This window comes from Dictyobacter sp. Z7_2, from assembly GCF_057551105.1.
In genome coordinates this window covers 69,142-93,195 of sequence record NZ_BAAJPE010000001.1, presented here as the reverse complement: position 1 = coordinate 93,195, position 24,054 = coordinate 69,142, and the positions used below count along the sequence as shown (strand labels likewise).

At 48.8% G+C, this 24,054-nt stretch carries 23 protein-coding genes and 2 pseudogenes; 12 read left to right on the top strand and 13 right to left on the bottom strand.

Translation table 11 applies throughout. From position 1 onward, the window contains the following. Window positions 1–206: 206 nt before the first annotated feature. Window positions 207–704, bottom strand: a pseudogene (locus AC27N8_RS00495) (transposase family protein); the annotation flags it as partial. Between the two features lie 106 nt (window positions 705–810). Continuing rightward, window positions 811–2,466 (bottom strand): IS1182 family transposase, encoded by a 1,656-nt coding sequence (locus AC27N8_RS00490; protein ID WP_487062870.1) that lies wholly within the window; start codon window positions 2,464–2,466, stop codon window positions 811–813. A 187-nt stretch (window positions 2,467–2,653) separates the two neighbouring features. Here AC27N8_RS00490 and AC27N8_RS00485 point away from each other — a divergent pair, with 187 nt between their 5' ends. Continuing rightward, window positions 2,654–3,301, top strand: a complete 648-nt coding sequence (locus tag AC27N8_RS00485) for a transposase family protein (RefSeq protein ID WP_487062868.1) — start codon at window positions 2,654–2,656, stop codon at window positions 3,299–3,301. A 43-nt stretch (window positions 3,302–3,344) separates the two neighbouring features. On the opposite strand, the gene AC27N8_RS00480 is transcribed toward AC27N8_RS00485, so the two are convergent. After that, the gene (locus AC27N8_RS00480; RefSeq protein ID WP_487062866.1) at window positions 3,345–3,659 is read right to left on the bottom strand and encodes a CU044_2847 family protein; all 315 of its coding nucleotides are present in this window, start codon (window positions 3,657–3,659) and stop codon (window positions 3,345–3,347) included. Window positions 3,660–4,189: 530 nt separating this feature from the next. Here AC27N8_RS00480 and AC27N8_RS00475 point away from each other — a divergent pair. The 4 genes from AC27N8_RS00475 to AC27N8_RS00460 all read left to right on the top strand — a co-directional run bounded on the left by AC27N8_RS00475 (window position 4,190) and on the right by AC27N8_RS00460 (window position 8,685). Further along, complete coding sequence (locus AC27N8_RS00475; RefSeq protein WP_487062864.1) at window positions 4,190–4,840, top strand: toll/interleukin-1 receptor domain-containing protein; 651 nt, start codon at window positions 4,190–4,192, stop codon at window positions 4,838–4,840. Further along, window positions 4,840–6,702 carry an FxSxx-COOH system tetratricopeptide repeat protein gene (gene fxsT / locus AC27N8_RS00470; RefSeq protein ID WP_487062862.1) on the top strand — a complete coding sequence of 621 codons (1,863 nt, stop codon included), beginning with the start codon at window positions 4,840–4,842 and terminating at the stop codon, window positions 6,700–6,702. Before AC27N8_RS00475 ends, fxsT begins: the two co-directional genes overlap by 1 nt. 140 nt (window positions 6,703–6,842) lie before the next feature. Next, window positions 6,843–7,208, top strand: a complete 366-nt coding sequence (locus tag AC27N8_RS00465) for a hypothetical protein (RefSeq protein WP_487062860.1) — start codon at window positions 6,843–6,845, stop codon at window positions 7,206–7,208. Window positions 7,209–7,317: 109 nt separating this feature from the next. After that, window positions 7,318–8,685 (top strand): hypothetical protein, encoded by a 1,368-nt coding sequence (locus tag AC27N8_RS00460; RefSeq protein WP_487062858.1) that lies wholly within the window; start codon window positions 7,318–7,320, stop codon window positions 8,683–8,685. Between the two features lie 314 nt (window positions 8,686–8,999). Here AC27N8_RS00460 and AC27N8_RS00455 read toward each other — a convergent pair. From AC27N8_RS00455 to AC27N8_RS00435, 5 genes and pseudogenes are all read right to left on the bottom strand, one after another. Further along, window positions 9,000–9,128, bottom strand: a pseudogene (locus tag AC27N8_RS00455) (IS6 family transposase); the annotation flags it as partial. Between the two features lie 402 nt (window positions 9,129–9,530). Next, a complete protein-coding gene (locus AC27N8_RS00450) occupies window positions 9,531–10,937 on the bottom strand; it encodes an MBOAT family O-acyltransferase (RefSeq protein WP_487062856.1) in 1,407 nt (468 codons plus the stop codon). Then, window positions 10,924–11,556: a GDSL-type esterase/lipase family protein gene (locus AC27N8_RS00445; protein WP_487062854.1), complete on the bottom strand. Its 633-nt coding sequence runs from the start codon at window positions 11,554–11,556 to the stop codon at window positions 10,924–10,926. The genes AC27N8_RS00450 and AC27N8_RS00445 overlap by 14 nt, the downstream gene beginning before the upstream one ends. Before the next feature lie 166 nt (window positions 11,557–11,722). After that, on the bottom strand, window positions 11,723–13,453 hold the full coding sequence (locus AC27N8_RS00440; protein ID WP_487062852.1) for a HAMP domain-containing sensor histidine kinase: 1,731 nt from the start codon (window positions 13,451–13,453) through the stop codon (window positions 11,723–11,725). Then, window positions 13,450–14,127: a response regulator transcription factor gene (locus AC27N8_RS00435; protein WP_487062850.1), complete on the bottom strand. Its 678-nt coding sequence runs from the start codon at window positions 14,125–14,127 to the stop codon at window positions 13,450–13,452. The genes AC27N8_RS00440 and AC27N8_RS00435 overlap by 4 nt, the downstream gene beginning before the upstream one ends. Window positions 14,128–14,459: 332 nt before the next feature. Between AC27N8_RS00435 and AC27N8_RS00430 the strand changes: the two genes are divergently transcribed. From AC27N8_RS00430 to AC27N8_RS00420, 3 genes are all read left to right on the top strand, one after another. Next, window positions 14,460–14,672 carry a transposase gene (locus tag AC27N8_RS00430; protein ID WP_487062848.1) on the top strand — a complete coding sequence of 71 codons (213 nt, stop codon included), beginning with the start codon at window positions 14,460–14,462 and terminating at the stop codon, window positions 14,670–14,672. A 627-nt stretch (window positions 14,673–15,299) separates the two neighbouring features. Further along, window positions 15,300–15,989 (top strand): haloacid dehalogenase type II, encoded by a 690-nt coding sequence (locus AC27N8_RS00425; protein WP_487062846.1) that lies wholly within the window; start codon window positions 15,300–15,302, stop codon window positions 15,987–15,989. A gap of 94 nt (window positions 15,990–16,083) precedes the next feature. Beyond that, a complete protein-coding gene (locus AC27N8_RS00420; protein WP_487062844.1) occupies window positions 16,084–16,221 on the top strand; it encodes a hypothetical protein in 138 nt (45 codons plus the stop codon). Window positions 16,222–16,370: 149 nt separating this feature from the next. On the opposite strand, the gene AC27N8_RS00415 is transcribed toward AC27N8_RS00420, so the two are convergent. Together AC27N8_RS00415 and AC27N8_RS00410 are read right to left on the bottom strand one after the other, a co-directional pair. Continuing rightward, window positions 16,371–16,910, bottom strand: a complete 540-nt coding sequence (locus AC27N8_RS00415) for a hypothetical protein (protein WP_487062842.1) — start codon at window positions 16,908–16,910, stop codon at window positions 16,371–16,373. A gap of 167 nt (window positions 16,911–17,077) precedes the next feature. Beyond that, window positions 17,078–17,356: a hypothetical protein gene (locus tag AC27N8_RS00410; RefSeq protein WP_487062840.1), complete on the bottom strand. Its 279-nt coding sequence runs from the start codon at window positions 17,354–17,356 to the stop codon at window positions 17,078–17,080. A gap of 218 nt (window positions 17,357–17,574) precedes the next feature. On the opposite strand from AC27N8_RS00410, the gene AC27N8_RS00405 reads away from it, so the two are divergent. After that, window positions 17,575–18,267 (top strand): response regulator transcription factor, encoded by a 693-nt coding sequence (locus tag AC27N8_RS00405; protein ID WP_487062838.1) that lies wholly within the window; start codon window positions 17,575–17,577, stop codon window positions 18,265–18,267. Continuing rightward, window positions 18,264–19,373 carry a sensor histidine kinase gene (locus AC27N8_RS00400; protein ID WP_487062836.1) on the top strand — a complete coding sequence of 370 codons (1,110 nt, stop codon included), beginning with the start codon at window positions 18,264–18,266 and terminating at the stop codon, window positions 19,371–19,373. The genes AC27N8_RS00405 and AC27N8_RS00400 overlap by 4 nt, the downstream gene beginning before the upstream one ends. Before the next feature lie 28 nt (window positions 19,374–19,401). Here the strand turns inward: AC27N8_RS00400 and AC27N8_RS00395 are convergent, their stop codons facing one another. Further along, window positions 19,402–20,466: a WD40/YVTN/BNR-like repeat-containing protein gene (locus AC27N8_RS00395; protein WP_487062834.1), complete on the bottom strand. Its 1,065-nt coding sequence runs from the start codon at window positions 20,464–20,466 to the stop codon at window positions 19,402–19,404. Between the two features lie 315 nt (window positions 20,467–20,781). Between AC27N8_RS00395 and AC27N8_RS00390 the strand changes: the two genes are divergently transcribed. Next, complete coding sequence (locus AC27N8_RS00390) at window positions 20,782–21,390, top strand: TetR/AcrR family transcriptional regulator (RefSeq protein WP_487062832.1); 609 nt, start codon at window positions 20,782–20,784, stop codon at window positions 21,388–21,390. A 118-nt stretch (window positions 21,391–21,508) separates the two neighbouring features. Here the strand turns inward: AC27N8_RS00390 and AC27N8_RS00385 are convergent, their stop codons facing one another. After that, window positions 21,509–21,760, bottom strand: a complete 252-nt coding sequence (locus AC27N8_RS00385) for a PLDc N-terminal domain-containing protein (RefSeq protein WP_487062830.1) — start codon at window positions 21,758–21,760, stop codon at window positions 21,509–21,511. 358 nt (window positions 21,761–22,118) lie between these two features. Here AC27N8_RS00385 and AC27N8_RS00380 point away from each other — a divergent pair, with 358 nt between their 5' ends. Then, window positions 22,119–22,379, top strand: coding sequence for a hypothetical protein (locus AC27N8_RS00380; protein WP_487062828.1), 261 nt, complete (start codon window positions 22,119–22,121; stop codon window positions 22,377–22,379). A gap of 67 nt (window positions 22,380–22,446) precedes the next feature. On the opposite strand, the gene AC27N8_RS00375 is transcribed toward AC27N8_RS00380, so the two are convergent. Further along, window positions 22,447–23,952, bottom strand: coding sequence for a hypothetical protein (locus AC27N8_RS00375; protein WP_487062826.1), 1,506 nt, complete (start codon window positions 23,950–23,952; stop codon window positions 22,447–22,449). Window positions 23,953–24,054 lie beyond the last annotated feature (102 nt).

Below are 24,054 nucleotides of genomic sequence, written 5' to 3'. Positions count from 1 at the left end.
TCTATATAGGTCGTGTGTTTTTGGTAGTGCCCCGCCCTAGCTCCTAACCGCTTGATGCTAGCAGTCGCCTCGCTTCCTCACGGGAGTGAGACCACCCTTACGGGTGTGGCTACATTGTCCCAGACGCTCTTGATTCAGCCTGGTAGGGCACTGGAGGCAGAACTCCAGGTAAGATCCTCCTTTCAAGAGTCCTTACAGCTACACATGCGACTTCGTGTCGCACAAAAATCATCAATACCAATCTGTGAGACCGGCCCAACTCGCTCTGTAGGCAACGCCATGATGCGCCGAAGGATGGTCGTTTTGCTGGTCTGGATGCTCAGGCGGTCGGTCACACGAACGCCGAGCCTGCCGCCGGTAGCAAGATCAATCACTTGAACAATCTGAAAGAGTCGTGTTATTACGCGTGCCCAAGGGGCGACGAAAGCACTCAAACGCTCCGTAAAGATTTTTCGCTGACAGGTCTTTCTTTCACAAAAGTATTTGCGCACCAGAACCTGGAAACGGACATGCTGTCCTCCACATGGTACGTCTGCGATCTGCCGAATGTAGCGACTGTGTACGCGTGAGGTTGGCCCACTACACAGTGGGCAGCAGGGAGAGATCTGTGTGGAAATAACTGTGATTGTTACCATCTCATCACGTATCTCGATTTCTTCCAGTTCCAATCCTTCTTGTAAGGCAAGGACATGTTTCACTTCCATCTTCTTCTGATCCTTCTCCAAAAATATGCCTATTCCTGTAGAACGATCTATCGATCTATTTGTAGCAAGCGAGTATCACCAAAAGTGACACTGTTGGGAAACTCCTTTAAGCTGCGAGATAAAGCTTCTGAAAAGTCGAGACGCGTGTGGGAGCGAGATCATCCCCATCGAGCCATGCCACTACACGTACTACGTTGATCGCAGCAGCAATCCCAAGGTGTTGCACATGTGTTTTGGCCTGGCCGATATAACGGGAGCGGCGCAGACCAAAGGCCCGCACGCTTTGAGAAATCGTTGCTTCCACGCCTTCTCGCAACGCATACTGGCTGGCAAAAGCGGGCGTTTTTTGCCGACGACGAGCGGCTTGAAGCGCTTCATGTTGGGCTTGGGGTCGAATGGTGAGAGTGCGCCGCTTGTACTTCTTTTCAGAACGGATACAGTCGCCCTGGCGCGGACAGCGACCGCAATCGGTGGTGGAGAACTTGATCTTGATCACCTCATTTTTCCGGTCGTCGATGGCAGGAGTCCAATTGATACTGTGTTGCCCTGTGGGGCACATGGCCTGCTGATGTTCCCAATCGATGTGGAACTGGCTGGCATCGATACCTCCCTCGGTATTGGCTTGCCACTTGACATCGGCACGAGCGGGACCAATCACTTCAATCCCATACTGGTGTTGACTGCTGACCAGGATAGGTGCTGTAATATACCCCGAATCGAGCCAATGCTGCTTCGGGGTGAGCTCACTCTGCTGAAGCTCGGCATGGATCGTCTCCGTCATCGCCTCATCGGTCGTTGCCGCAGCAGTCGTGGTTACATGAATGATGAAGTGAGGGGCGTCTTCTTCGCACGTCTCAGTTAGGTGGACTTTGTAGCCAGTCCACCTTGTCTCGCGCTTTTTGCCATAGCGAGCGTCCAGATCATAGGGCGAGTTGATGAATTGGTTGCTTGGAGGAAGATTGTCATTACTTCTCCAGTGGAGCTGACTATCGGCCCAGGCGTAGTTTTGGAGCCAAATACGCCGAAGGGTCACAACTGCTGGGATCTCACGCAAAAAGAGAGGGGCATCGGCAGCAAAGATATCTGCTAACAAATTCGAGCCATCTCGACCGATGAGTTCGGCGACTGCTTCGCGCTCCCCCTGGCTTTTGGGGAGGCGCATCTCCTCAATCCGATGTCCATAGCGATCAACCCATTCGAGCTCACTATGGGCTAGCAGCCAGTCACCCGCAACAACGGCGAGGCTATTGAGTGCAAAGCGCATAGCCTCACCAACGCACATGAGTCGATTGAGCGCACGCACTTTCGCTAGCACATGGGTCGAGTCAGTGCGTTGGCGTTGGCGTTGTTTGAGCCAGCCCTGTTCTTTGAAGGTTGCCAACATGGCATCTAACAACACCTGTTCAGCTTCCCTTTCCACCAAACGCTTGCGAAAGTCGGACAAGATGGTAAAGTCAAAGCCAGTATCAGTCAGTTCCAAGCCGAGGGCATATTTCAGATCAATTCGCCCCCGAACAGCGTCAGCGGCTTGTCGATCGGGAAGTCCCTCAATGAACTGGACCACGGTAAGGAACGCAAGTCGCCAGGGAGCCTCGGCAGGGCGTCCATTGTGAGGAAAGATATGGGCAAAAGACTCATCCTGGTACAAGATTCCCAGAGTATCGCGCATCTTCATATACAGATTCCCTTTGGGGTAGGCTGCACGCGCCACACGGATCGTTTCTTCCGGAATTGAAAACTCGTTTTGACTGTGTAATGTCATCTTTCGTCTACCTTTCGCTATTTGTTCTGACACCTTCTTTCATTTCTTATCCTAACATTTTCAGGCAGGTGAGGCGAGATGGGTTTCCCAACAGTGTCACTTTGGTGAAGCAATTTGATACAAAATAAGATATAATAGAGAAGAAACACAATCTTCTTCTTTCTCCCTGGAGTTACATATACACACGATGCAATCTTCTCTTCTTCTTGCCTTACCTGATGGACTTGAGCTTTCTTCTGTCTCTCAAGAGAATCAATCTCTGATTGTCTCTCTTGCGTCGCTCGCACCTTCTTCGGTTTGTCCGATCTGCTCTCAGCCAGCACAACGTATTCATAGCCAGTATCATCGAACGCTTGCCGATGTTCCTTGTGGTGGACAACACATTCGTTTGACGCTGACTGCCCACAAATTTTTCTGTGATACACAAAGCTGCTCTCGCCGGATTTTTACTGAACGATTTCCTTCCTTTGTTCGTCCTTGGGCACGCACAACTCAACGTCTGCGTGATCTTCTTACCACATTGGGATTTACCATGAGTGCCGAGGCCGGATCTCGCTTTGCTCAGCAGATGAGTATCGCAACATCGCCATCAACGCTGCTTCGTCTCGTTCTTGCTCACACGCCATCCTTGCCCTTTTCAGGAACGTCAGTTGGCATTGATGACTTTGCTTTTCGTCGCGGGCGGACCTATGGAACACTTCTCATTGATCTTGAAACGCATCGAGTGATTGATATGCTTCCTGATCGGTCAACATGTCAAGACGAGATTAGAAGCCACAAAGAAGCCTGTCCCGTGTCTCGTTCCATCAACAATCTTAAGTGTACACCTACGTAGCAGATCGGTGAGTTGTCTGTACATCGATATTCCTCATGGGATGCTAGTGAGTTGCGGCTTCGCCCCACTCTAGGGTGATTTTCAACGTTGAGGTTCCTGTCCCTTTCACCAGAGGTGCGGTGAGTTGCCCCACTTCCAATGCGATTTCCAGCCCAAACTCGACACAAGCTCGCTGCGGTTTCACTTTTTGTAAGGTAGTCACGACGGATGTTGCAATTCCCTCAATGGCGTCTGTGATTGTCTCAAAAGAGGGTAAAACAGATGCCACGTTTTCTTCGCCTCCTAAAACAGTTGCCTGTACATGCACGAAGGCTCCATTTTCTAATTCTGTCTTAATCAGCTCTGTTTTCGTTTCCATTGCACCCTTTTTCTCTCTTCTAAAGGGAAAATAGCGTCACATAAATGTAAAAGGAGTAAAATATAGCTTTATTCTCCTTACAACAACCAGGCCTAAAATATCTTTAGCTACTCTTATTTCTCCTCTAAGTGTTGTAAAAAGCGAGAAGAGCAAGCCTCAAAATAAACGTATTTCAAGATAGACTTGCCATCCTAGAAAAAAGCTGCCTTTTGAAAAACTCCAAGGGAGGGATCAAAGAATCTCTCTTATTTTATAAACGTGCTAACGTGGTGAAATTCATAAGCGAAGTATCAGAGGTATGTTATCACAAGACAAAATATCACGATCTCTTTGACTCTCTCCACTTTATAGTTCAGTTCAAATAGCGATCGTTTTTGGGAGAGTATTCGATACTCTCTCAGTGTTTTTGTCTGTGATAGGGTTAATACCATAAGATAGTAAAATATCGGGCAATTGCAGATTGAGGTGGAATGCATTATACTCTGGGTACAAGACTTTGTTTTGTTGTGGGGAAGGATATTATCAAACGTATGCCTCAGTCACTCGCACCCGTTGAAATCGTCTGCTCCTATGTTGAAGAAGACGCTTCTTTCCAGGAGATGCTCGAACGGCATCTCAGTGTGCTGCAACGTTCAAAAACCATTGTGCTTCGGCATCAGCGGAAGGTCACAGCCGGAGGAGACTGGAAACGCGAAATTGATGCTCATCTGAATACGGCATCACTGATTCTGCTACTCATTAGTCCCGATTTCCTGGCCTCTGATTCTGCTTATGGGGTTGAGTTGCAATGTGCAATGCAGCGCCATGAGAATGGCCAAGCACGGGTGATCCCGATCTTGCTGCGTCCCTGTGATTGGGAACAGACTCCCATCGCCAGACTTCAGATGCTCCCTCGCAATGGCATTGCCATCAAGCTCTGGAGCAATTACGATAAGGCATTCAACCAGGTGGTCAAGGAAATCCGTAACGCATTGGAAACTATACAATATGTGATACCAACCACTCCATTGGCGATGTTCCCAAAGATTTGGCAGGTCCCCTATCAACAAAATCCATTCTTTACAGGTCGGAAGCAGATTTTGGCACATCTTGCCAAAGCATTGCAGACGAGCAAAGCGACGGCATTATCCCAACCACAAGCACTCAGTGTCTTGGTGGGATTGGGAAGACTCAGATTGTAGTGGAATACGCCTATCGCCACCGCCAAGACTACACGGCGGTGTTCTGGACACATGCAGATACCCGCGAGGCGCTCATTTCTGGCTATGTCGAGATTGCTCGCGAACTCAACCTGCCACAAAAAGATGAACAGAATCAGACCCTGATTGTAGATGCGGTGCTCCGATGGCTCAAAACACAAACCACATGGCTTCTGATTCTCGATAATGCTGATGAATTGACTATGGTTCGCGAGTTCCTGCCCTCCTCCGCAGGACATGTCCTATTGACGACACGTGCCCAGTCAATAAGCAGGCTGGCGAAGCGGATCGAGGTAGAAACAATGGACATGGATACGGGAGCATTATTGCTCTTGCGTCGTGCTGGCTTGATTACACAAAATGCGTTCTTGAAGGCAGCTTCGTCTTCAGATAGTGACTTGGCTAGAGCACTGGCACAGGAGTTGGGTGGACTGCCCCTCGCTATTGATCAAGCAGGTGCGTATATAGAAGAAATTCCTTGTTCCCTCTCAGAATATCAGATGCTCTATCGCACCTATAAGACCAAACTGCTTTACGAGCGCCGAGAACTGGTGAGAGATCACCCAGATCCAGTTGGCACTACGTGGTCTCTTTCCTTTCAAAAGATCGAACAGCAGAATGTCGCAGCTGCAGATCTCCTGCGTTTTTGTGCGTTTCTCGCTCCTGATGCGATTGCCGAAGAGATCCTAACCGCCAAGCCAGAGGTGCTGGGACCTGTGCTGGGACCTGTGGGGATTGATGTACTGCAACGCAATCAAGCTATCGAAGCCCTGCGTGCCTATTCACTGATCCGACGTGATCCTAGAGAGAAACTGCTCTCGGTCCATCGATTGGTGCAGACCGTCCTGCGAGAGACACTGAAGAATGAAGAACAGCAGATTTGGGCGCAACGAGTGATGCTGGCCGTCAATGCAGCATTTCCTTGGCCAGAATATACCACTTGGTTACAATGCGAACGGTTGCTGATCCAAGCTTTTTCCGCCGCCGAACTCATCGAGCAGTATCACCTCACCACTTGGGAGGCCGGGCAGGTACTGAACGCATTAGCCTCGTATTTGGATGATCGTGCACGCTATTCGGAAGCGGAACCGCTCTATCAGCGAGCGCTGCATATCTGGGAGCAGAGGCGAGGTCCTGACCATCCCGATGTGGCCTCTGTGCTCAACAACTTGGCAAGCCTGTATTACCGACAGGGCAAATATGCAGAAGCGGAACCGCTGTGCCAGCGAGCGCTGCACATCTGGGAGCAGAGACGGGATCCTGACGATTCCAATGTGGCCTTTGCGCTCAATGGATTGGCGATCTTGTATCAAGAGCAGGGTAAATATGAAGAAGTGGAACCACTCTACCAGCGGGCACTGAGCATTTGGGAGCAGAGGCGGGGTCCTGACCATCCTGATGTGGCCTTTGCGCTCAACAACTTGGCGGGCTTGTATTACCTACAGGGTAAGTATGCAGAAGCGGAACTACTCTATCAGCGAGCGCTGCACATTAGAGAGCGAAGTGTGGGTCCTGACCATCCTAATGTGGCCTCTACTCTCAGCGGATTGGCCGACTTGTATTACCGACAGGGCAAGTATGCAGAGGCGGAACTGCTGTGCCAGCGAGCGCTGCACATCTGGGAGCAGAGTGTGGGCCCTGACCATCCCGCGTTGGCCTCTGTGCTTAACAACTTGGCGACCCTATACTCTGGTCAGGGCAAGTATATAGAAGCGGAATCGCTCTACCAGCAAGCGCTACACATTTTCGAGCGGAGCGTGGGTCCTGACCATCCTCGCACTCGACAGATAAAGGGCAGTTATGCTATTTTTCAGCAGGCGATGAGATCGAGAGAGGTTCCCTGAAATCTGTCATAAATTCGTGGCATTTGACAGATAAGGTTCATACACAGCTTTGGTGAAACAACGTTCGCTTGTTTCTTACAAAGAAGATGGTACAATAGCTCTAAAACGAGACGAGACAGTCCGCGAGAAAGAGCGAAACGATGGCAGAGTACGAGGTATGGATGACTTTCACTAATGAGAGAGAAACCCCATTTACCTTCATCTTAGAGCCTTGGGGAGAAATCTATCCTATCGAGCCGCATAGAAGGATGACCCTGTCCTTTAGCAGCCCCATTCCTCCAGCATCTTCACAGGCTGTAGAGGTGGAGTATGGTGTGGATCAGGTAACGGTCTATGCCTGGGAAGGATGTATCGTTACTCTTTTCCAAAACGGAGAGGAGTTAGGCATGAGTGCTTTTCCAAGATCCCGTGTTCCTCAAGGCTTAGAGACGCTCAAAGGATTAGGTTTTTTTCGAGAAACGATGAAGGACGTGTTGGAGAAAGCGAGCGAGATCGATGAGAGGTAAGAGATGAGTGTTTTTAGGGTTGTGACCAAAACCCTGGGTCAACAAAAGAGAGATACCAGTTGTGATAGGATACAAAAAAACCTTCACCAAGCACAGAAAGGAATCTCTCATGTCACTTCAAGTATCGCTCATGATCGAGATGGATGCAACTACTGATGTGCTGACGCTGGAGCATCAAATCCAGGAAGCGGGTCATCAAGCCATGCGTCACGCCCTCAGAGATGCTGTCCATCAGTGGGAACTCGTGCATCGACATTGTCCTTCTTGTGGCAGTTCACAGGTCCGTGGAGAAGGAACTGTTTCTCGAACCATTCATGCTCTTTTTGGCAAGGTGCGCCTGGCTCGTCAACGCTTCCGCTGTCAGCAGTGTTTGCATCGCTTTACTCCGGCGAATCAGTTGTTGCACGCATTGCGAGGCACGCGAGTCAGTCCTGCCTTAATCGAAGCCGCCACCGTGGCAGGCTCCTCCTGGCCCTATCGGCAAGCGGCTCACCTGCTCTCGCACCTCTCCGGAGCCCAGATCAGTGCGGAAGAGATTCGCCTGCTGACCAATCTGCGTGGTCGAGCATGTGTCCAAGAACAGGAACAAGCGTCCTGTTCGATGGAGACCTCAGCACTCGTCCCAGAAGAGCCGGGACAAGCAGCGTCAGACCCAACGGATCGGCTGATCATTGGGTTGGATGGAGGCTGGGTGCCAAGCCGAGAACAACGAAGAGGGATGGAAGGCAAAGTGGCGGTGATTGCCACTGGCAAAGAAGTCGTACGAGAACCGAGCCAGCCATCCAAGCACATGACCTACTATGAGTTGGAAAAGTATCTGCGCCGTCATCGCCATCCATCGGTACAACGATCCCGCTGGACACATCGGCGGTATGTTGCCACCTTCGCCCCATCCTCAGTGGTGGGGCAACAAGCGGCTGAGGCAGTGCGTCAGATCAGTCATGTCCAGCAGGAGCACGTCGTGATCGCGGATGGAGCTGGATGGATCAAGACCGAAACAGACAAACATTTTCCTGAGGCCACTCGTATTCTGGACTGGCCACATCTGTGGCGTACGATCGCCAAGGCGGTGCGTGGGGTGGCGCTGCAACAGGAAAGAGATCAGGCATGGGTACATCAGCAGTGCAAGCAGCTGGGGACGTGGTTGTGGAAAGGGGAGGGACAAGCAGCTCAAAGCAGACTCTTGAGGTGGCAAGAGGAACAGAAAGGTCATCCGCCAGTGAAAGTGCTCAAGGCAGCAATCACCTATCTCAAGACGCAAGAGGAATGGATGGGCAACTATGAGCAGTGGAGACAACAGGGGTATCCTGTAGGCAGTGGGATTATTGAGCGAGCGGTCGCAGTCGTCATCAATCGGCGCATGAAGCGACGAGGCATGAGTTGGTTGCGCAAGAATGCCACCGCTGTGGTCGCCTTGCGCGTGGAACTTCTCAACGAGGATTGGCTTTTGCCTCCCACCACGCGCAGGTATCCTTAACACGATTTTTTGTTGACCCAGGGTTTTGGGTGGAACTCATTCAAGCTTCTACCACAGCCTCACATTGCTTTTGGGCCAATTTTTCTCGCAATGAGTCCTTTCAATAGGTGCCGCCCGTCGTGTGAACCGGGGTCTCCCCGCAACTGCGCAGTCGATGCCTCCCAGCTTACTAATGAACTCTTCCACAACTTCGTTGCGCACTTCGTGGGAAAATGGAACTGTTGAAGACACGCGGGGGACGTGTACGTGATCATCCTGAACCCGTGACGACGACTTGGTCACTTTCCTTCGAGCAAGTGAAGAAGCAGAATTTACTTGCTAATGAGATTGTTGAGATACTTCACTTGTCTCAGCTTGACCGATGCTGGGAGGGCACCAGCAGCTTTGAGCTCGGCAATCGCTTTGGGGTAGGCGACGTTTTTATCGACAGTGATGACGCGAGGTGTCGGTGTGGTGGGCTGGATCATCAGATCCTTGACCGGACCCCCTTGAGGCACGCAACCAGCAGTAATGTGTAATGCTTTGCAGAAAAAGCCTTTGGCAACCTCAGAAATCAGGGTATAATCTGAGTCGATGCTTTCTGAACATGAACCCAAAAGCTCCGAAACGGGAACTGATCTGAAAAATATGACTCCATTTTTGTTTCATAGCTGCCATCAAGCAACCTCTCGATATGAAATGTGGGCCATTGTTCCAGATAGCGTCGTTCCTCCTTGGAAAAAGTTTTTTCCGGCAAGGCCAGATGCACTATTAATATGGTAAACATAAATAAAATCGGTAGAATACACACAATATCGCTTAAAACAGAAAGTTTTTTGATCTGAACTCGCATATCGACCTCCGGACTAAAATCGGAAATATATAAACGGGTTAAAGGTCGAACCGACCATATACGCCGTTGAAAAAAACAGAAGCACGCAATAATAAATGGCCAAGGCTAGCTTATAAATGGCACGGTGAAAATTGCTCCTCAAGGAGAGTGCTAGTTTTTTTGGCCAGGGCGAGGCGGCGATGATAGAGATAAGAAATAGGATGGAATAAGCTTCAAGCTTTGCGATTGTTTGGGGATTGATTAACGCAGTATCGCCCCACCCGAACATAGTGTGCAGAAAGTTCAGCGCGTTCGTCAGGTTGGTAAAGTCAAAAAACACCCATCCGATCACCACAGATAGCAGCAAATAGATATGTCGGACAGCTTTCGGCCATCTTTTCAGATGTTTCTCTAAAAACAGTTTTTCTATGAATATCAAAGCCCCGAAATAAAGCCCCCATACGACAAAATTCCAGCTCGCCCCATGCCAAAGTCCTGTAAGAAACCATATGATGAACAGGTTCACTATCATTTTTCGTGTACCGGTGCGGTTCCCACCGAGAGGAATATAGACGTAGTCCCTGAACCAGGATCCGAGGGAGATATGCCACCTGTGCCAGAACTCCGTGACACTTTGCGAAATATACGGGTACCGGAAGTTTTCCTTGAAACGGAAACCGAGCATTTTCCCCAATCCAATAGCCATGTCGGAATACCCGCTGAAATCGAAATAAATCTGTAGTGTAAAGGCAATGATTCCAGCCCACGCCATGAGCACGGAAAGTTCTGTAACGGGCATGGCTTTTACTTCTGTCCATAGAAGGCCAATATTGTTGGCCAGAAGTACTTTTTTCGCCAGGCCGCATAAGAAGCGGTCCATCCCGGAATGAAACTTCCGGAAGGTCATGCTCCTGTCGGTCAACTGCGATTCGATGTCTGCATACTTCACAATCGGTCCGGCTACTAGCTGTGGGAACATCGAAATATAAAGGGCGAAGAGAACCGGGCTTTTCTGCGGTCTGATTTTTCCCCTATAGACGTCAATTACGTAAGACAGAATGTGAAACGTGTAAAACGAAATGCCCAAGGGAAGGGCAGGAGCACCGGTAAGCAATTGCACGCCGCTCATTGATGTAACAGTATGTATGAGCATGCTGGCATATTTAAAATAAGCCAGCATGCCTAAATTGAACACCAGGCTGATGATGAAGAAAAGCTTTCGGCCTCTTCTGGTATCAGCTCTCCCCAAAAGAATTCCCATAAAGAAATTGATCATGATGGAAACGCACATCAACAACACATAGATGGGCTCTCCCCATGCGTAAAAAAACAGGCTCACGATAAGCAGAACAATATTCCTTAAGTGCTTTCCCAACATGTAATACAGCATGAGTGTGATGGGTAAAAAAGCGAATGTGAAAAACAAACTACTGAAAACCATATGTCCTCCGCCACGATAATGATTTTGATAGTTCGTTCAGCCACAGCGGATAAAATTCTTTCTTGAAATGGATGCCGTCTTCAGCGAATAAACCTGTGTTTTTCTTTGCCACTGCACCTATGTTTACATAATGAACCGGCAGCTTATCAGCCAGTTTTTTTAAGAGCGTGTTGTAGTCATCTATATTTTTATAGCGTGGCTCATCTTTTAATGCCTCCTGTGTGACAGGCGTGATGGATTCAAGGTATATTACCGTATTGGGCAGCTCTTCCTTTATCTTTTTAATCAGCTTTGTCATATCATTTTCGAAGAGTGCCCTGGGGTCACCTTTTGGCCATAGCATGTCATCCGAGCCTAGCATAATAAAAACGTGATCCGGTTTCCTTTCAACCAAAGCGCCAATTTTTTCATACATAAAGCCGGCCGTTTCTCCCGCCTCGGCTATGACACATTCCTTGGGCAGAATTTCATTGATGGTAAAGCCTTCGGTAATGGAATCTCCCATGAATACGCTGTGCTTGAACTGGGTCGCAACGTCTCTATTGGGGGCGGGGTCTCCGCAGGCTGTGATACCCAGAAGAAAAATGCCTACCATAAAATACAGTACTATTTTTTTCATAACTGCCTCTTTCCTTTCTTCGATAGACTGATATTACAGCAGAAAGATGCAGATGAGATGCAGATGAGATAAAGTCTAGATGCGGTTTTTTAAATTACAAAAACAGCTGTGCATAATCATTCACAGCTGTTTTGCTTTTGCTTATTCGATTATCTGCGGCTGCAAACTAAATTGGTAGTGTAAAGAAAAAGCAAACACCATCCGCAGTATTTTCCACACCATACTCAGCATGGTGAAGCTTCAATATTTCTTTGGAGATGGAAAGGCCGAGACCCGTACTTGATGTGGATGTCCGTGACTCAACGAGGTAGAACTGGTCCCATATCTTTTTCCTGTCTTCCTCTGATATCGGACTGCCTTGATTTTCTATGCTGATTTCTGCTATGTTCCCTTTGCGTTTTACCACGATGGCAATTGCATGTCCATTCTCTGTATGTCTGATCGCATTCGTAAGAAAATTCGTGATAACGCGGCTGATGAGCCCCCTATGCCCAATAACTATTTGAGGAGAAAACCTTTGAGTGAGAGCTAAATTTTTCTGCTTGATCTGCCCCGCCAGTGATGCACATACCTCCTCAATCGTCTGGTCTATTGCAAAAGACGCTATTTTGGGCTTATAGGTGCCGGATGCAAACTTGGCAAGATCCAGCATATTGACAACCAGCGCGTCCATCCTCTGTATTTCGTCCTCGATTGCCTGAAAATAATGGTCCCGTTTTTCAGATGCAATTCCGTCTTTCAGGATAATCAGGCAGCTTTTTAAAACGGCAAGCGGTGTTTTGAGCTCATGAGAAACCCCGGCAATAAACTCCTTTCGTGTTGTTTCCAGTTTTTTCTCAGCATCCAGGTCCTGCTTTAGCTGTCCAATATAGGTCTCCATCTGGCTGGAAAGGTAATTGATATTTCGCGATAGCTGCCCGATTTCATCCTTGGACCGAACTGGCAGCTTTTCGGTAAAATCCATATGTGCTATTTTCCCTGTGATCCGGTTTATGTAAATGAGCGGTTTCGCCAGCCATATGGAGAACAGAAATGCCATTAGAAGAATACACAGAACAGCAAAGCCAAAAAAGTAAGGATAAAATTGCCTGGTGACCGATATTGCTTCATCGACCGGCTGAAGGGCGGTCATAGCAAAAATATATTTCATTGTTCCATGTTCAACAACCGGTTCAATGATGATCTTATATTTCGCTAAATTTTCTGTGGCGCTAATTTCTTCCGTATGCTGAAGGGGTTTGGTGTTATCAGCCAACTGGTCGACCTGAAATTCTTTTACCTGTTCTAGAAAAAAGCTGTCGTTGTAAGGAAACGGAATATTCTCTGCCTTGTCTGGAAGGATGGTTTTTGTGATCGTTCCTAGTAACAAGCCTGTTGCAAGGTGACGGTAAGCCGGGTCGGCATTCTGGCCGTTCACCTTGTTTGCAATGTTGATGTTCATAATGCCAACTCCGTGCTCATGAGTCTGTACCAAATACGGTATACGCTCATCGGCGATATTGACTGTATCAACAAATGCCTCATCACCCACTTTCAAAGCAGAAAAATCCCATAAATCCCCTTTAAATGAGTACAATGGTATTCTCATATGATCCGAGGGGCCGTTTTTCAATTTTAATTCGAGATAGTAATTTTCTACGTCATTGATACTGCCGTATTCATCCAGCGTTGTTATCCAGACATTGTAATTCTTATAAAAGTCTCGCGATGCTGCCTCTGTTCCTGCTGTCGCTTCCGTTTGAGTATATTTGGTCATGTATGCTTTAAGCGCATCCGACTTTTTATCAAGGTAGTATTTCTCAAAAAGATAATTCTGAGCGACTCCGATGCATAAAAGCAACGTTGAGAAAGTTAAACCTGTCAGCAAAAACCATTTAAAAACGATACTGTTTCTCATGGCTGCTCCTGTTCGAATTTATATCCAGAACGGATAACCGTAGCAATATATTTGCCTTTGTCGCCTAGCTTAGCACGCAGGTTTCTGATATGGCTGTTGATCGTCTTTTCGTCACCATAAAAATCATACCCCCATATTTTAGCAATTAATTGTTCTCTCGTAATGACGAGTCCCTTGTTTTGCATCAAGTACGCAAGAATTTCGAACTCGGTATGGGTCGTAGAAATCGTCTCGCCGTCCACGAAAACAAGCCTTGATCCTACATGAACAACGATTCCAGATGAAGAAATCAGCATTGCATCATCCATAGAGCTCGTGGGTATTTTTAGAAAACGTTTCACTTTGGCGATTAAAATTCGCGGATTGTACGGTTTAATCAGATAATCATCTGCCCCAAGTTCATATCCCAGCAGCGAATCATCCTCGTCTGAACGCGCGGTCAACATGATTATCGGGATGCTGGAATGTTTCCGTATTCTCCGACAAACTGACCAGCCGTCGAGCTTCGGAAGAACAATGTCGAGTATAATTAAGTCAACTGAATTGGACTCAAACAACTCCAGCGCGACCTCTCCGTCGGGGGCCTCTAATACCCTAAAACCTTCATCGATGAGATAATCTACAATCACTTCACGTAAAATATCTTCATCTTCGACAACCAGTACTTTTTTCATACAAGCTCTCCCGTCATACCATACACGTAGGGTTAAATATGGCATTTAAATAGATATAGCTAGTTGCGTCATAACTGAAAAGAACTTCTATGTCAAGACCCCGCAGAAACAGAGAGGAGAGCAATGAAGCCACAGAGCGCTTGGATCAGGCATGAGGAAATCTACCACATGGTCGGCTGCGGTCTGAAAAGGTTGGAAGCAAGCTGGATTGCCTGCTCTCTCCTGGTTTCCACCTTCTGGAACGAGGAAAGGTAGTTAAGCAACCTGAACTTGACCCGCTAAGATGGAGAGAGGAAGCTTGGAGAAAGAATCCAAGAGGAAGGGTCAAGAACATGGCAAAAATGATACGCACGTTTACGAAAGAATTCAAGCTGGAAGCAGTGCAGCTCTTCCAATCGAGCCAGAAATCGCAAGCGCCAATTGCCAGGGACCTGGGCATTGCGGACAGCACGCTCAGCAATTGGTGTAAACAGTTCATCGAAAGAGGAGAACAAGCATTCCCTGGAAGTAGACATCTTCCTCCATTAGAAGAGGAGAATCGCTAACTCAAGCGAGAAGTCGATGTCATTCGGCAGGAGCGTGACATCTTAAAAAAAGCTATCGGCATCTTCTCATGCCACCAGATCTGACGTATCAGTTTATTGTGGATCATCGTCAGGACTATGTTATTCACGTGTTGTGTCGAACGTTGGACGTCTCAGAAAGTGGCTATTATGTCTGAGAAACCCGTTCTGCCAGCATGCGGGCTACGATCACTTACGACCACAATCACACCATCCTTCAGGCATGCACGAACGTTCATCTCTAAAGAATGAAAGTGCATCTTTCGTCAAAACCGAATAGTTCTGCATTGATATTGCACACTGCACGCATTATACTAGAAACATCATCCTGAAGAGGATGAATCACCTCTTGTAGCTCAGAAAGAATAGCTACAGCATAGGGACGTACCGTGACAGCTTGCATCACCACTCTCTAGCTGCTCTCACGGGCCTGTAGATGTACTTGTTTCTAGCATTAAAGCTGATCAAATGCCAGGCGTATGAGCGATAAATACAATCCACTTAGTTTTTTTGTGGAAATAATCAGGTAGATAGTTGTCCTATCACAACAGCGAGCGAAGAAAAGAAAAACAGTATAATCTTTATGCCTTGACAAATAAGGAGATTTCGATGCTACGGATCTGTGTGTTCGATGTGAATGAAACGCTTTTGGACTTGCGTGCTCTTGATCCCTACTTTGCACGCGTTTTTGGAAATACAGCACTACGATCGGCGTGGTTTACCCAGATGCTCCAGATCTCGCTGGTGGCAACGATCACAAATGTCTATACAGATTTTGGCACAAATGGCGTTGCTGCTCTCGATATGCTGGCTGAGCGACAACAGGTTACGCTTACGCGTGAGGATCGTCAGGAGTTACGCGATGGTATGCAACATCTCCCTCCCCATGCAGATGTGGTTGCTGGCCTCGAACAGTTACGTGCAGCTGGTTTTCGTCTGACAACCTTGACGAATTCAACCTCTCAAGTTGCTGAAGCACAGCTTGCCAACGCAGGTCTTACAAACTATTTTGAGCAGATTTTTTCGGCCGATAGCGTTCATCGTCTGAAGCCAGCTCCTGAACCTTATCAGATGGTTGCTAGACAACTAGGGGTGGGTATAAACGATCTCCTTTTAATTGCGGCTCATGCCTGGGATATTGCGGGAGCCCTACGAGCTGGATGTGAGGCTGCTTTTGTCGCGCGCCCTGGTGCAGTGCTTGATCCCCTGGTTCCTCCCCCAACTATCGTTGGCCTGGATGTGCGCTTGGTAGCTCAGCAGATCATTGAGAATGAGATGAAGCGCAATCGCGAACAGTGAGGTTTTTTGGATTGTGGCCGACAATACGCACGCCGCACAACACAGGGGACCGAGCAGCTTGCTGAACTGTTTTTTGCGCAAGGAGGAAATGCGAATGCGTCGAGAACGGCGAGGAGAGGGGCTGGATGGGTGGTTACGTACCACTTTTCATGCTGGCATTCCTGAACTGCGAGCATTTGTCAACATATTACGCCAGAATCAAAAAGCTGTTACGCAACATAGCTTGAATTAGCACAAATATTCTTTGATAATTTGCTCCAATCCAGGCTTTTGTCCTGCCGTCTTTGAACTGACGGCAGCTTAAGTAGCGATAGGTCCTCAAGATGAGATTGGTGAGTTAAGTGGGCTCCTTGAACAGTAACCCAGGTCCCAACTTGATCCTCATGGCAAGTAGCACCCATAAGCGATACTGCTCATGTGAAAGTGATGGCGTACAATCAAATGCCAAGTAGATGTAATAGCAGATACAGTGATATCAGATTGCACAAATCGGTTGCCGTTGGACTCAAAGAGCCCACGGTAGTTATCCGTTTCAATAATATTGTGAAGCCGGGCCCCGCTTTTGGTATCGACAAAGTAACCTAACTTGTCATTGAAGAGATATAAAGTGTTGTCGTCGAAACCGGCATCCACAATATCATTTTGAAAGTCGAATGTTTGAATGATTCGTTTGCTGGTTTTATCAATGACATAGGCATGAGCCAGGAACGGTGCTTTCCCATAGTTGGCTGCTACTACCACCGCCATACTCATATTCTCAACCAACAACGTACCTCTGCCCGCACCTGGTAGGGTATAATCACGCGACCTGGGCAACTGAGATACAGAAGTATTGCAGTGAGAGGGAACTTGAACGCTATCAAAATGGGCAAGGACTGGTTGCACGACAAAGTAACCAAGCAAAATACTGAAAAGGGTCAAGATGATAACTCCACTCAGCAGTATGCCCTTCCTCGATAAGACCTGGTGCCAGGCATTCATAAACGAGATCATATACCCCCAGTAAGCAAAGAGAAGTGCTTCTAAACAACATGGTTGGAAATGCTCAGTTCATATTACCAGGAATATGACTCTGAAGTTAGAAGTAATCAGCGATCAGTAACCTCTCCTTTGACAGTTGGAGGATGCCACCAAATGGCGGAGCCGACAGCAAGGAGCCCAAAGACAACAGGCAGCAATACGCCGAGAAGGGTTCCACCGACGGAAAAGCTGCAGAGAACGACGAGTAGCAGCACTACAACAGAAACTCCCATCAGGATAGACCACTTTTTCCCCCTCATTCCCTTTCGATGATAGACATACTCAGCCACAGCAAACAAGATGGTCATGGGCAAAAAATCAAGGATAAGATTAAGTAAAAAATTCATACTGGTACCTTCAGACGTAGACAAAATTGAGTTTTATTGTCCTTTCTTCTTTGGTAGAACAATAGTTGCCAGTTTACAGGAGGAACATTACAGATGATGGTAAGAAACGATGAACAACACATTAACAGTTACTCAACAATTGCTAACCATACGTTGTACTTCTAGCGACTTAAACGAAAATGGAGCATAATGAAGGAGATGGAAGGAGCGTATAGAGTATGATGAACCAACCGACAATGATTCTCATTGTGGATGATGATAGCGCCATTGCCTATCTACTCAGAGACTTCTTTAAAGCAGAGGGTTTTCAAGTCCTGGTCGCGTCAGATGCAAACAAAGCCCTCAGTGTGGTGCAAGAGATGCCAGTGGCGTGCATGATCCTCGATGTAATGATGCCCGGACGCTCTGGCTTTGACCTCTGTCGCCAGATTCGTGAAACCAGCGACCTGCCAATTCTCTTCCTCAGTGCATATGACAGCGATAGAGAGAGATTGTGCGGCTTTGGCCTGCAAGGAGACGACTATATCGCAAAATCGGCTTCGCCCAGCGAGATTGTTGCGCGCGTAAAGGCTGTCCTTCGGCGCTGCCAGAGGGAAAAGCCGTCGAGCAGAGTCTACAACTTTGGCCGCTTGATGATTGATCCAGTGGTGCACGAAGTTTTGCTAGATGGATGTCCTGTGCCCTTTACGACGAGAGAGTTTGCGCTGCTGTGTCTGTTGGCAGAGTATCCTCGCCAGGTGTTCACGCGTGAGCAACTCTTTGAGCGTTTTTGGGGTGAGATTGGTGATCGGCAGACTGTTACCGTCCATATTCGGCGTATCCGGGAAAAGATAGAGGAAAATCCAGCCGATCCACGTTACATTATCACTGTGCGCGGTGTCGGCTATCGCTTTGAAGGAGTGAGCCAGTGAAGAAACGTCCCATACGAAGGTGGTTCGCCAGGGTCTGGTTACTGTATGCCGTGCTGATGTTCATTGTGGTAGGAATGATCATTATCACGTTGGTAGCGGCGGGATCTGGCAATACAGGCGGGCAGCCACTTCCACCCGTTCCCCGATTGTCGCTTATCGCGGGATTGATTCTGGTCATCCTGCTTACCATGCAAGCGCTGCTTGTGACGATGACAGCGCGCTTTCTCTACCGATCCATCTTGATGCCCCTGGATGCTATAGGGAAGGCAAGCAGACAAATTGAGCAGGGAAATCTCTCATTTATGCTGCCATCTTCCTCTACCATGGAGATGGCCGAAGTGATAACAGCCTTTAATGCGATGGGGAAAGCATTGCAGGAAGCACTAGCCCGTCAGGAGAAACTGGAAGAGGAACGGCGTTTCTTCATTAGCGCGGTGGTGCATGACCTACGCACGCCACTCTTTTCCCTGCGCGGCTACCTGGAAGGGATCGAAACTGGTGTTGCTGATACGCCTGAAATGGTTGTTCATTATCTGCGGATCTGTCGGGAGAAGGCTGATGATCTTGAGCATCTGATTACTGACCTCTTTACCTATATCCGGCTGGAATTGCTAGAATTGCAACCACAACGCGAACACGTAGATATGGATGCATTGTTGCAAAAAATAGTGGAAGACATGAGCCCAATTGCAAAAAGCTCGGGGCTCACGTTGGCGGCAAGGTGCGAGGGCTCGCCAGGAGTAGACACAATGGTGATAGATCGGCGACTGATCACGCGAGCTTTGGAGAATCTGCTGGATAATGCGATTCGTTATACTCAGCGCGATGGTTCTATTGCGTTTACCTGGACCTGGTGCAAAGAACATTTGCAGTTCACCGTAGCCGATACAGGGCCTGGCATTGCTCCTCAGGATCTTCCACATATATTTAAGCCGTTACATCGTGGGGAGGCATCGCGCAATCGGCAAACAGGAGGAGCAGGTCTTGGTCTGAGCATCGCGCAGCAGATCTTTCAGGCCCACGGTGGAGAACTTTCCACTACGAACCGAGCCAGCGGAGGAGCCATTTTCCTTGGTATTTTACCATTATCCAGAACATCTCTATGAGTCTGAAGCAACCGACGATGATGACGACTTATACGTTGCTCATTACCAGCGCTTGCTGCTGCTGGTGCATATAATCTGACTTCCAGGGGAGCAGGAGCGACTCCCAACTTTCGCCTGCGTCAGCCGAGCGGTAGCAACCTTTGTTGCTCAGGGCATAGAAGACGCCTGGCTCTTCGCCGTTGCTGGCCAGAGTATACGCGAGCGTTCCCTGTGCGCCTGGTAGCCCTTGCGTTACCTTGTGCCACGGCTGACCAGAGGTCTTGCGATAGATAAACGACTGGACATTTCCGTCTAAGGAGTGTGCCAGATCAGGACTCTGCGCCGCTGAGACAAGAATAGTATCGGGATCAACTGGATCAACAGCGGCCCCCCACAGGTAGTGGTGCTCTAATCCTCCGGTGGGATGCTGCCATGTCTGGCCGCCATCATAGCTCTCATTGTAGCCTCTTCCTTGATATATAAAGCCATCACCTGCTGCCGAGTACAGGCGATGAGGAACCCGAGGATGCATCAGCAGCGTATGCGTATCGCGTGGTCCATCGGGTTGACGATCGTCCCAGTGTATTCCGCCATCCTGACTTCTGACCAAGGCACCAGCCTCGATTGCCACGAAAAGGCGCCCGGCGATACCTGGATCAAGTGTAATCACGCGTACGCGGCTTCTGGAGGGCCGATCTGGCAAAGCCCAGGTTGAGGCAGAAGGAAGCTTAAGCAGTTCTTTCAGTTCTCGCCAGGTATTGCCTCCATCTTCGGAGCGATACAATGCTGTTGGCGATGTACCAGCATATACTATGCCATAGTCCCCTGCACGCTCTGTAAGGCTCACAGCAACCGCAATCAGCTCTGGATGGGTAATCCCTTCCCCATTCCATGACCTCATGCTGTCCTCTCCTACCGCTTCCCAGCTACGGCCTGCATTGCTACTTCGCCATAAGCCTTGCCTCAATGTCCCACAGTAGACGCGCTCCGGTCGCAAGGGATCAACAGAGACGCAGGTAGGGTGCATCCCAACAAGATGCACTTCAATCTGCCATTTCCCTTGCTGTTGATGGGCTACGACCAATTCTCTTTCCATAGCGAGATACATATGCATGATTGTTCTCTCTTTCAGCCATCGATTTCCTCGATTGTTTATGTTAACATACGATTGCCGACGTCAACTCGTGCTTATCTTCTTGCTTCCAAAGACGGCTTTTCAAACCGAATTCACAACAGGAGCATTCACACCATTCCAACTGCTTCCTATCAAAATGGATACCTTTTCTCAACAGGAAGCAGCCAACACTCATAAAGAAACACATGTTATACTAGTCATACAGGTGTCTCTTTTCAAGAGTAAAAGCTCTGAGCCAGACCGTCAAGTCACAATCGCATTCAGGCTGTTGCTTAAGCAACAGAGGAGCCAACAATGTTGAGAAACTCATCCTTCAATGCGGAAGACCCGCGCGTCAAACGAACCCAGAAATGCCTTTGGGAAGCGCTTCGTACGCTCTTAGAGGAGCGCTCCTTCGAGCAGGTCAGTGTCACAGATATCTGTGAAGAGGCCACAATCAATCGAACGACCTTTTATAAGCATTTTGAAAGTAAATATGAGTTGTTGTCCTATGGCCTCACGTATGATCAAGAAACCGCTCAACGAAAACGACGCCGGGTCAGGAGTGTAGAGGAACGGGAACAGGAGATCGCCCAGTTTCTCGAAGAGATTTCCTCAGATCGCCATTACTACAGGCACTTGCTGATAGACAAAGAGGATCTATTACTCTCCACACTGCTACGGCGCCAGACAGCAGAGGATATCGAGGTAAGGCTGGCGAACGCTCAGTCCCATGGACGCCGTTTTACTATTCCCTTGCCTGTCATTGCCCAATTTTATGCCGGAGCCCGTCTGGCACTGATCATCTGGTGGCTAGAGAACGAGGGGGTGATTTCGCCGGAAAGACTTGCTCATTACTGGCTTTCCCTGTGCCAAGGAGAGGTACCATTACGAGAAGTAAAAGCGAAATCATATCAGGCATAAGAGGCAACAAGAAGATAAAAGGTAGGTACAGTTCCTGCTTGCGGTGCTTCCCTCCCTGTAAGTTTTCTCGAATGGAGCATAAAAATCTGCTAAATGCCTTGGATCTTCTTAAAAGGGTCTAGCGAGAGGTTTGTTGGAAGTGTTCGGGATTGTCAACACGAGGCTGTTGGAATTGTTTATTTTTCTTAGATCGTACGATGAAGAAGTAGGCAATGGCACCCCAAATATGGGTAAAGAGGATCAGAAGAAACCAGAGAATTTTCTCGTTTCCTCCCAGAAACTTATTCCATCTACAATCAATCAACATCCAGAGCCAAAATGCGGTTGGAAGGAGTAAAATAATACCCTCAAGAAGATGACTAATAAACATTGAATGTTCCTTTCTAATACTATATAACGAGCTGAAGTACACTACGGTAAGTAGAACGAGACTTGTTCGAACAAATCAAATATGAGCGTGTTAGTGAGAGGATAAAGACTTTTTATTTCTAAAATTTTACTTCTATGATATTGCCCTTCGCGATCAGATGAGCATGGTGACTGCAATGAATGATATTCATCATGTTATGGTAATCGAGCGGGATTTTAAAGACCAAATTTTTATGCTTATCGTGGTGTCCACTATGCCAGTTTGGCGTACACCAAGCGACTTCAGGAGATGAGAAACAGATCAGCATATCGGTAATGGGTATGTCTCTCCTGTTGGCCACCGAGGGACCAGGCGGCCGGTGACTGACCACGAAGATGGGGATGCCGTGATGGTCCCCTCTCCAGTGTTCGATCTGCTCCGCAAGCCGCCGACCTATGAGGACTGCGCCAGTCGCGTTTATTTCGTCTCTCAATTGTCCGGCCTCCCTGGACGGTCGGAAGAACTCCCCGCCTGGAGTGGGGAACCACTCATGCAGCCGCATGAAGCCGTCGCCGCTGGGGTTGCCCACTTTGTCGTTGGGGCCGGCGATGTAGCCGTCAAGGGAAGAGCACTGATGTAGACATTTGACCTCCTCTTTTCTCGATTCACCTTTCCATGGGGCGAGCGAAACATCTCGCCAGAACTGCTCAGCCTTCCCCTCGCTTGAGATAGAGCACGCATGGACCAGTCATGGTGGCCTTTGGAGTGAAGGTGATGGCTCCCGATCTCTCGACGATCTTCTCACCATCAGATTCTGTCTGACGGAGGCTTATGCTCAACCACTCGACCGTGTAGGTGCCCGACTCCAACTTCACGATGAAAGGAGAGACTCCTTCGTTGGGCTGGAGCACCAGATATTCTTTGCCTGGATTGGCGAGGGCGTAGCTGGTTGAGCTGAGGTCAGAGCGCGGCTCCATCGAGATCAAACGCATGCGCGCGGCAAAGCGCAACGTATCCCCCATCGCGTAGCGCGCGGGTTCCAGCGACTCGTAGGAGGGAACGCCAAGCTTTGGATCAAGCGGATGAACGACATCAATGATCCCGTAGTCCATCAGAATTGGATGATGGCCGCGCAGGAACGTTTTCCAGGCCCACAATGCGTCACCTCCACCAGGGGCGTAGTGGTCGGTATCACTGAGCACCACTTTCTTGCCCTGATTTTCGGGTGGATTCGTCACCCATTGGCCATTGAACATCTCATCCTCGTAGCCAGGCGAAATCCAGTCAGCCGAGCTGTTCCACAACGTCTCATTGACGGTTGCTTGATTCGGGACAGGAACCTGCATCGTCATCCCAATAAGATGCCTCTCATATCCCTTCTGCTGCTCGTAGCGCCTGACAAAATCCATCACCCAGTATTGCCAGGCGGTGGAGTCGCCCCACTCAATCGGACCGGATAATCCCAGGACGTCTGCGAAACTCTGATCGACAGGCCCACCCCCCGACGATTCATTGGCTACCTCATAGAGGACATTCGGAAGGTCCGCTACCATGTCCACGACCTTGCGCATATATGCCTCCTGCAACTCCTGGACACCTGGATCGAGCGGAAGCACCTGGTAATCAACGATAGAGGTGATCGAGATCCCGTTCATGTTATTGGCCGCGTGGAAAGGATGGCCCTCGACATTGTCGGGTGGCGGGCTGAGATGAAGCCCCCAGCCATCGAAGAACATAACTGCAACATAGATACCTGCTTTGCCCGCAGCAACTACACGCTCACGCAGCCGGGCGAAATACGCATCGTTGAAGCGGGAGAGGTCGAACTTCGGCTGGCCATCTTTTGCTTGCCCCGGACCGGTTCTTTGCCAGGGCTGAGGCGTCATACACAGATGGAACCCGGCTCCGACTGACTGAGACTGAAAGTGTTCCCAGCGCCATAGCCGGATAAAGTTGTGCCCATGAGCCTTGAGAAACGTGAGGTACGCACCGTAATCGTTCTGTTCTGCTACCTGAAAGCCGGTCGGGCCGGGACCAAGCCCATCGTGGAAGTTATTCCAGATATGCGAGCCGGTCAGGTAGACTGCCTTCTGCACATCAGGCGAGCCAGAGGCAATGCTAAAATAGCGCGGATTGGTGGTACAGACAACCAGGGGCCCTGGAGCATACCCAGAAAAAGGGGAAGCTTGTGATGATAGATGTTTCTCGGACATATGTAGTTACTCCATCTCTTTTCGCATGTACTTCTGCCACGATATTGTTTCAATAAACGAACAGGTGCCAATTTCCCTGCCCTCGCGGCTCGCATGGCGGTA